Raw genomic sequence first — 8,262 nt, forward strand, 5'->3', positions numbered from 1 at the left:
GAGGCGACTTGAATCACCTCAACCTGACAGCCTGCTCGGGCAGTAATATCCTGTTGATTTCGTTTCAAGACATTAATCACGCCACTAGCGACGGTACCTAGACCACATATTCCAATCTTAACGGAGCTCAAGATATATTCCTCACGATCACGAATTCATTCTGACTTAAAGCAAAGCAACGACTAAATAGCTGCTACCCTGTAGCCTTAAAATATTTTGGCGGATAGTATACCTTTTCATCAAAGAAAAAGAATGGCACCACAACTTATTTTGAGACCCGCATATTTTTTACTAGCAGATCATTTCTTCACAGCTATACTTCTGAAAACTTAAATAAACAAGAATCAAATCCATGACTAAATACTTAACCGGCATCTGCTTTATTATCTTCAGCACCTTACTTTCTTCATGTGGTGGCGCCTTTAGCGGCTATAGTGACGCGGAACTTAGAAAAGCTTATCGTGACTGTGACTACAACAAACTTTCTCCAGCCGGAGCTCAGCGCTGCAACAACATCAAAAAAGAATGCGACTCACGCAGAAAAGACAAGGGGTTTAGGTGTTAAATTCGACAGCGATAAAAAAAGGCCCGATGAGGGCCTTTTTTTATTAGCTAGCAACTATAGAACACCAAGCGCTTTCCCAAGTTTTTGGGCATTTAAATAACCTGGAATTAAACGACCACTTTCTAAAACAATTGCCGGCGTGCCACTTATTCCCATTGCCTGCCCTAACATATACTGGTCCTGTACAGGGTTGGCGCAAGTCTTTTCGGGAATTGACTTACCATTCTTAGCATCAGTCATCGCTTCGAGCTTATCTTCAGCACACCATGCTGATACGTATTTACCATATGAGTCACTCCCAACACCTGCACGCGGATATGCCAGATAACTAACCTCTATCCCCATATCATTCAAAGCTGGAATTTCTCTATGAAGCTTACGGCAATAACCACAATCAATATCAGTAAATACTGCTATACGAGCCTTGGTTTCACCCTTTGCAGGAAATACAATTTTATCCTTACCCTGAACTGAAGAAATTTGCTCAATTCTGGCGGTCTCGCGACGCTTTTCAGTCAGGTTTTCAATTCGCCCTGTCTTCGTTGCATACAGATCACCGGTTAGAAAGAACTTACCATCAGAACTGACAAATAAAGCTTCACCTGAGTAGGTTGTAACCCGGTACATACCAACAATCTCACTCATCTCGACCGAGCTCAATTTCAAACCCGGCATTGCCTCGGATAAGCTTTTTCGAACCTGAGCCTCATCAGCATTCGCCGTGAGCGAAAACAGCAGACTTAGACAGATAATATACCGAACTAAACGCATACAAACCTCTATAATTAAAACCTATGTAAGGCTTGGCAAAAAACCAAGCCGTTTTTTAATTGAACATTATTTGTATGACAAGCTAAACGGAATTAAGTTCATCTACAAGAACTTATCGTTAACATTTTGTTATGTAGTACTAGGCTCTAGGATGAAAATCTTGATGTAAATCGTATAAGCGCTGTTTAGCTATATGAGTGTAAATCTGAGTTGTTGACAAATTTCCATGCCCCAGTAATAGCTGTACAACACGCAAGTCTGCACCATGATTCAAGAGATGAGTTGCGAAAGCATGTCTTAAGGTATGAGGTGATAATTTTTTGTTAATACCGGACTCAATCGCATACTTTTTAATTCGATGCCAGAATGTTTGCCTTGTCATTTGCTGTGATCGAGAACTTGGGAAGATGACGTGACACCCAGATGAGCCCGCTAGCTCTGGCCTGGCTTTCGACAAGTATTCGTCCAGCCAATCCAAGGTCGGCTCCCCCACAGGAACCAAACGCTCCTTACCACCCTTTCCAAATAAACGAATTAAGCCTTGCTGGACATTTAGTTGCTCAAAATTCAGGGATACCAATTCTGACACCCTTAGGCCGGAGCCATACATAACCTCTAACATTGCCCTATCACGCAAGCCAAGCACCTCAGAAACGTCCGGAGCCGCCAATAACTTCTCAACCTCTGCTTCAGTAAGAGAACTGGGCAGCATACGCGGCAACTTGGGGTTATCTATATTGAGTGTTGGGTCTATGGCGATTATGTTTTCGCGCACTAGAAAGCGGTAGAAGCGCCTTAAACAGGATAATAAGCGTGAACTGGACGAAGACTTAAGCCCTCTTTCCAAGCAGTCCGATAGATAATCATAGATATCACTTTCGCCAGCCTGATGTAGCTCTAAAGTGCGCTTTTTATGGAGCCACGAAGCAAATTGCTTTAAATCGGATCGGTAAGCAGACAAGCTATTGTCACTTAGCCCATTCTCTAGCCACAAAGTGTCAAGAAAACGCTCTGTATACGTCATCACCCATTCACCACCAAGGAGAAAGCAAAAAAGGCAAGCGCCCTAAAGCCACTTGCCTTTTTTAAAAGATAAATTAAGCAGTATTAAAACTTAGCTCAACTTCTCTTTAATTCGAGCAGCCTTACCACTTAGCTCACGCAAGTAGTACAACTTAGCCTGACGAACATCACCACGACGCTTAACTTCGATGCTATCAACCTGCTTACTGAAAGTCTGGAATGTTCTCTCAACACCAACACCGTAAGAAATCTTACGAACCGTGAAAGAAGAGTTAAGACCACGGTTGCGCTTAGCGATAACAACACCTTCATAGGCCTGTAGACGCTCACGGTTACCTTCTTTAACTTTTACTTGAACAACGACTGTATCACCAGGGCCGAATTCTGGAATCTCTGCCGTCATTTGCTCAGCTTCTAAGGCGCTGATAATGTTATTCTTGCTGCTCATTTTACACTCCTAAAAATGATAAACCTAAAGCCTCAGGCCTACCGATTCACTTCTCTAATAAATTCTTGCAACAGAGTCTGCTGCTCGCTATCTAATTCTATTTTGTCCAGCAACTCTGGACGTCGCTGCCATGTTCGCCCCAAGGATTGTTTAAGGCGCCAGCGGCGAATTTTTTCATGATTACCCGACATCAAAACATCAGGAATCGGCTTACCCATAAAAACTTCTGGACGAGTATAGTGAGGACAATCCAACAAACCACTAGCAAACGAATCCTCGGTTGCCGACTCACTATGCCCCAATACCCCAGGTATTAACCTGGAAATGGTATCCAGCAATACCATTGAAGCAAGCTCACCACCACTCAATACGAAATCACCAATTGATATTTCTTCATCAATTTCAGCTTCGATTAAGCGCTCGTCAACTCCCTCATATCGACCACAGACGCAAATCAATCCGTCATATTCAGCCAGTTCCACAGCTTTCTTATGGTCTAGGCGCTGTCCTTGAGGTGACAGGTATACAGTACGTAGTGATACCACCTTCTCGGGCTGATCGTGCTTTAGGTCCTGCACCATCTTTGCCTTAGCGTCGTGAATAGCATCCTGCAAAGGCTGCACTTTCATCAACATTCCCGGGCCACCACCATAAGGTCTATCATCGACCGTACGGTGCTTATCATGGGTGAACTCTCGAGGATTCCAATAATCCAGAGCTATTAGCCCTTTCTTTACTGCCCGCCCAACGACACCATGATCTTCTAGAGAGCGAAACATTTCAGGAAAAAGCGTAACCAGTCCAAAATGCATACATTCACATCTCTAAGCCAGTCACACCACATTGACCAGCAAGTTTCTATCTTTGCACCACTTAAAGAACCAATCCCTTATGCCAGAACTGATTTACAGAACTGATTAAGTAGTGCCTATATAAAAACGCCCCGCAAGTACCGCAATCAGCGCTTTACAAACTAAAACTCCGGATCCCAATCAACTTCAATGGATCCTGCTTCCAGATCTACCGCCAAGACAACCTGATCTGGCAAGTAAGGAATTAATCGCTCCCTACCGTCCAAGCTATCCTTACACTTTTTTACTACCAAAACATCGTTAGATCCGGTTTCAATCAAATGATCAACACGACCAAGTAAAACCTTCTCTTCTACATCAGACCCTGAAGCAAATACTTTCAGACCTTGAAGCTGATGCCAGTAGTAATCACCGCTAGGCAGTTCCGGCAATTCTTCTCGAGGTACAGAAATCAACGAACCACAATACTGCTTAGCCTCATCGCGATCATGACACCCCTTTAACTGGGCGACCAGACCATTGCCATGAGCTTTGCAGCTAAGCACGGTTACCGATCCGTTCTTGCTGCCACCTTCGAGAGTCCAATTTTTATATTGGCAAATATTTTCTTTAGGCTGAGTATAGGAAAACACCTTCACCCAACCCTTAACACCGTATACCGAGGTAATCTTACCCATTACAGCTTTTTCTGTAGCTTTGCTCATGAGTAATTATTTCCAGCCGGTATCAATGTTAGCTTTCCAGACTACTTAAACGGCCTTACGCAGCTTTAGCAGACTCTTTCAAAAGTGTCTTAACTCGGTCAGAAGTCTGAGCACCTTTATCTAACCAGTGCTGAACACGGTCAGAATCAACTCTTAAACGTTCTTCCTGGCCACGTGCCAAAGGATTGAAAAAACCAACACGTTCCAAATAACGACCATCACGTGAAGAACGGCTGTCTGTAACTGTTAGATGATAAAATGGGCGCTTCTTAGAGCCACCACGAGATAAACGGATAGTAACCATTCGTTGTAAATCCTGATTCCAGTTAAAAAATTCCCACACCACACCCGCAAAGCAGGATGACGGCGCTCGAAAGGGCGCATATTCTAGAGCATTACTCTAGAATTGAAAACACTAATTTCTGTTTTTTTACAATATCGCAATAATTCAGAGCGCCCTGCTGCGATTTCCAGTTTTTCTTAACACTTAAAACGGTCCACCGCCGCCTGGAGGCATCATTCCTTTCATCCCCCTCATCATCGACGCCATACCGCCTTTAGAAGAAAATTTCTTCATCATCTTTTGCATTTGCTTGTGCTGCTTTAACAGACGATTAATATCTTGAATCTGCGTACCTGAACCTGCCGCTATACGACGTTTTCTAGAATTGTTAACAGTATCAGGGAAGCGACGTTCTTTGGGCGTCATCGAGGATATAATCGCTTCCATCTGCCCTAAAGACTTATCATTAACTTGCTGTTGTGCAGCCTCTGCCATCTGCCCCATACCCGGCAACTTATCCAGCAAATTACCAACACCACCCATGTTTTTCATTTGTTGCAACTGGTCGCGAAAATCTTCTAAATCAAAGGATTTACCCTTTTTGATCTTTTTAGTAAGTTTTTCAGCTTTCTTCTTATCAAGATTACGCTCAGCCTCTTCAATCAGAGTCAGAACATCACCCATCCCCAAAATTCGAGAAGCCAAACGATCCGGATAAAACGGCTCTAATGCATCGACTTTTTCACCCATCCCCATAAACTTGATAGGCTTGCCGGTAATATGGCGCACAGACAATGCCGCACCACCACGGGAGTCGCCATCAGCTTTTGTCAGAATAACACCCGTCAATGGCAGAGCCTCATCAAAGGCCTTCGCAGTATTTGCTGCATCCTGCCCCGTCATAGAGTCAACAACGAATAAGGTTTCTACCGGAGTAATCGCCTGATGCAACTCTTTAATCTCAAGCATCATTTCATCATCTATAGCCAATCGACCCGCTGTATCGACAATCAAGACATCGCAAAAGGTTTTCTTGGCTTCAGATATCGCTGCATTAGCAATATCGATTGGTTTCTGATCAGTGGTGCTCGGGAAGAAGTTCGCTCCCACCTCTCCAGCCAATGTTTCAAGCTGCTTGATCGCCGCAGGACGATAAACATCCGCACTCACAACCATTACCTTTTTCTTTTCCCGCTCAGACAAGTGACGAGCCAGCTTGGCAACAGAGGTAGTCTTACCCGCACCCTGTAAACCCGCCATCAAAACAACAGCCGGAGGTTGGGCATTTAAACTCAAGCCTTCTGACTGAGCCCCCATCATTTCAACCAGCTCAGCATTCACTATCTTAATAAATGCCTGACCGGGCGATAAGCTACGCATGACTTCATAACCAATCGCGCGCTTTCTAACCTGCCCAATAAATTGTTTAACGACTGGCAAAGCCACATCAGCCTCAAGCAATGCCATTCGAACCTCTCTCAAAGTTCCTTTAATATTATCTTCAGTTAAGCGGGCTTTGCCGGTAACTTTTTTAAGACTCTCTGATAAGCGATCGCTCAGATTTTCAAACATGTTTAATCTCTATATTATTGCTATGTAATTGCAAACGGCGCATTATAACCATTTAACAGCCATAAGTTGAACATCAAGCTAAATAATGAATATCTTTGTACTCAGTTTTTTGTCGGTCGGACTGTATTTCACAGGGACAATCTATCAAACCCTCGTGTATCTCAGAAAAATTAATGCCAAGCACTTCATCTCCCTTTTAATCGGAGCCAGTGCGGCAAGCTTGCAGCTAATAGTTACTTTAGAGCAAACCTTCCGTGACAACTACGCCGCCTTTAGCTTCTCAAACTCAGCATCACTTATCGCCTGCGTTATTGTTATCGGGCTTTTATTGGCATCCAGCAGAAAACCACTCCAAGCAATTTTTCTTGCCGTTTACCCTTGCGCTGCACTTAGCGTAATCACCCTACTCGCCTTTAACGACAGCAGCCAATCATTCTCACCACAAAGCAGCGGCATCTTTATACACGTTATATTATCACTCATTGCCTACAGCGTCTTTTCGATTGCCGCCGTACAAGCATTACTTGTTCATATGCAGAACAACAACCTAAAGAAGCGAAACCACACTATACTAATGCGCAATTTGCCGCCACTCCTGACCATGGAGAACTTACTGTTTGAAATGCTATGGAGCGGCACTATCCTGCTTGCTCTTGCCATTCTCGCCGGTTTCATTTTTGTCGATGACCTATTCGCTCAACACTTGGCACACAAAACCGTTTTATCAATTCTTGCTCTGCTCACATTCTCTGCACTACTCGCAGGCAGAAAAATTTATGGCTGGAGAGGAATCACAGCCAGCAAATGGACACTTTGGGGCTTTAGCCTTCTAATGCTAGGTTTTTTCGGTAGCAAGCTAGTTCTTGAAACAATAAGCAAATAACCCGACAACCTTCATATAAACGGTAAACAACATTGAACGACGCCTCTATACCTTCTCTATTACTATTTCTGCTTTTTCTAATCATTTTATCTGGTTTTTTCTCTAGCTCAGAAACTGGCATGCTGTCGCTCAATCGCTACAGACTTAAACACCTAAAGAAAAATGGCCATAAAGGCGCGGAGAAAGCCAGCAATCTACTAGATCGAACCGATCAATTAATTAGCGTCATCCTAATTGGAAACAACTTTGTAAACATACTAGCCTCGTCAATAGCAACGGTCATTGCCATTCGACTATGGGGTGACGCAGGCATCGCAATTGCAACCGCAATCTTGACGCTAGTTATACTAATTTTTGCTGAGATAACACCTAAAACCATTGCAGCCTACCACCCGGAAAAGGTTGCCTTTCCCGCCGCACACATACTAAAACCTCTACTAAAGCTACTCTACCCAGCTGTCTGGTCAGTTAACCTTGTTACTAACTTCCTATTAACAAAACTCGGCTTTAGTACAAACGGAGAAGAAGAAAACCACCTAAGCCGAGAAGAACTGAGAACACTTGTTAATGAATCTAGCACCTTGATCCCACGCAAACACCAGGAAATGCTACTGGGGATTCTAGACCTAGAGAAAGTCACCGTTAACGACATCATGATTCCCAGAAACGAGATTGTTGGCATCGATATAGACGATGACCTGGATGATATTTTTCAGCAACTAAAAACCACCCAACACACACGCCTCCCCGTATACAAGGGCGATATAAACAACATCATTGGCATCCTACACCTTCGCAGCATGACTCGCGTACTTTCAAATGACGAACCGAACAAAGCCATGCTACTTCAAGCTTGCAGAGAACCTTACTTCACTCCTGAGAGTACTACACTCAACACCCAGCTAATACACTTCCAGCGGGAGAAACGTCGAATTGCCATTGTAGTTGATGAGTATGGCGACGCTCTCGGCATTGCCACAATGGAAGATATTCTGGAGGAAATTGTTGGGGAGTTCACTACTGATTACTCTTCAAGCAGCAGCCAAGACATCACACCTCAAGAAGATGGTTCATTTCTCATCGATGGCACAGCCACGATTCGAAATATTAACAAAACACTTGGCTGGAACCTACCTGTCAACGGTCCGAAGACACTTAACGGCTTGATAACGGAAACTCTCGAAACCATACCTGACACCCC

At 43.8% G+C, this 8,262-nt stretch carries 10 protein-coding genes; 3 read left to right on the forward strand and 7 right to left on the reverse strand.

Features of this window, described 5'->3' with window-relative positions; all coding sequences use genetic code 11:
• Positions 1-352 precede the first annotated feature (352 nt).
• Complete coding sequence (locus A3766_RS12590; RefSeq protein ID WP_068507676.1) at positions 353-565, forward strand: hypothetical protein; 213 nt, start codon at positions 353-355, stop codon at positions 563-565.
• 54 nt (positions 566-619) lie between these two features.
• Here the strand turns inward: A3766_RS12590 and A3766_RS12595 are convergent, their stop codons facing one another.
• The 7 genes from A3766_RS12595 to ffh form a co-directional block, all read right to left on the reverse strand.
• A complete protein-coding gene (locus tag A3766_RS12595) occupies positions 620-1,336 on the reverse strand; it encodes a DsbC family protein (RefSeq protein ID WP_068510827.1) in 717 nt (238 codons plus the stop codon).
• 139 nt (positions 1,337-1,475) lie between these two features.
• Positions 1,476-2,360: a site-specific tyrosine recombinase XerD gene (gene xerD, locus A3766_RS12600; RefSeq protein ID WP_068510830.1), complete on the reverse strand. Its 885-nt coding sequence runs from the start codon at positions 2,358-2,360 to the stop codon at positions 1,476-1,478.
• Positions 2,361-2,450: 90 nt separating this feature from the next.
• Positions 2,451-2,807, reverse strand: a complete 357-nt coding sequence (rplS, locus tag A3766_RS12605; RefSeq protein WP_068509094.1) for a 50S ribosomal protein L19 — start codon at positions 2,805-2,807, stop codon at positions 2,451-2,453.
• A gap of 38 nt (positions 2,808-2,845) precedes the next feature.
• Positions 2,846-3,619, reverse strand: a complete 774-nt coding sequence (gene trmD / locus A3766_RS12610; RefSeq protein ID WP_068510832.1) for a tRNA (guanosine(37)-N1)-methyltransferase TrmD — start codon at positions 3,617-3,619, stop codon at positions 2,846-2,848.
• A gap of 161 nt (positions 3,620-3,780) precedes the next feature.
• Positions 3,781-4,323: a ribosome maturation factor RimM gene (gene rimM, locus A3766_RS12615; protein ID WP_068510833.1), complete on the reverse strand. Its 543-nt coding sequence runs from the start codon at positions 4,321-4,323 to the stop codon at positions 3,781-3,783.
• A 55-nt stretch (positions 4,324-4,378) separates the two neighbouring features.
• Entirely contained in the window at positions 4,379-4,627 is a 249-nt protein-coding gene (rpsP, locus tag A3766_RS12620) for a 30S ribosomal protein S16 (protein WP_068510835.1), read from the reverse strand.
• A gap of 183 nt (positions 4,628-4,810) precedes the next feature.
• Positions 4,811-6,178, reverse strand: a complete 1,368-nt coding sequence (gene ffh / locus A3766_RS12625; protein ID WP_068510837.1) for a signal recognition particle protein — start codon at positions 6,176-6,178, stop codon at positions 4,811-4,813.
• Positions 6,179-6,263: 85 nt separating this feature from the next.
• Here ffh and A3766_RS12630 point away from each other — a divergent pair, with 85 nt between their 5' ends.
• Both A3766_RS12630 and A3766_RS12635 read left to right on the forward strand, forming a co-directional pair.
• Positions 6,264-7,061, forward strand: a complete 798-nt coding sequence (locus tag A3766_RS12630; RefSeq protein ID WP_068510840.1) for an inner membrane protein YpjD — start codon at positions 6,264-6,266, stop codon at positions 7,059-7,061.
• Between the two features lie 32 nt (positions 7,062-7,093).
• The coding region (locus tag A3766_RS12635) for an HlyC/CorC family transporter (RefSeq protein ID WP_068642290.1) at positions 7,094-8,262 on the forward strand (1,169 nt) is incomplete at its 3' end.

It is taken from the genome of Oleiphilus sp. HI0132, from assembly GCF_001635845.1.

What these genes read in the sequence shown, in the direction of transcription:
- A3766_RS12590 (WP_068507676.1), top strand. Translation starts at nt 353, where the DNA reads ATGACTAAATACTTAACCGGCATCTGCTTTATTATCTTCAGCACCTTA.
- A3766_RS12595 (WP_068510827.1), bottom strand. Translation starts at nt 1,336, where the DNA reads ATGCGTTTAGTTCGGTATATTATCTGTCTAAGTCTGCTGTTTTCGCTC.
- xerD (WP_068510830.1), bottom strand. Translation starts at nt 2,360, where the DNA reads ATGACGTATACAGAGCGTTTTCTTGACACTTTGTGGCTAGAGAATGGG.
- rplS (WP_068509094.1), bottom strand. Translation starts at nt 2,807, where the DNA reads ATGAGCAGCAAGAATAACATTATCAGCGCCTTAGAAGCTGAGCAAATG.
- trmD (WP_068510832.1), bottom strand. Translation starts at nt 3,619, where the DNA reads ATGCATTTTGGACTGGTTACGCTTTTTCCTGAAATGTTTCGCTCTCTA.
- rimM (WP_068510833.1), bottom strand. Translation starts at nt 4,323, where the DNA reads ATGAGCAAAGCTACAGAAAAAGCTGTAATGGGTAAGATTACCTCGGTA.
- rpsP (WP_068510835.1), bottom strand. Translation starts at nt 4,627, where the DNA reads ATGGTTACTATCCGTTTATCTCGTGGTGGCTCTAAGAAGCGCCCATTT.
- ffh (WP_068510837.1), bottom strand. Translation starts at nt 6,178, where the DNA reads ATGTTTGAAAATCTGAGCGATCGCTTATCAGAGAGTCTTAAAAAAGTT.
- A3766_RS12630 (WP_068510840.1), top strand. Translation starts at nt 6,264, where the DNA reads ATGAATATCTTTGTACTCAGTTTTTTGTCGGTCGGACTGTATTTCACA.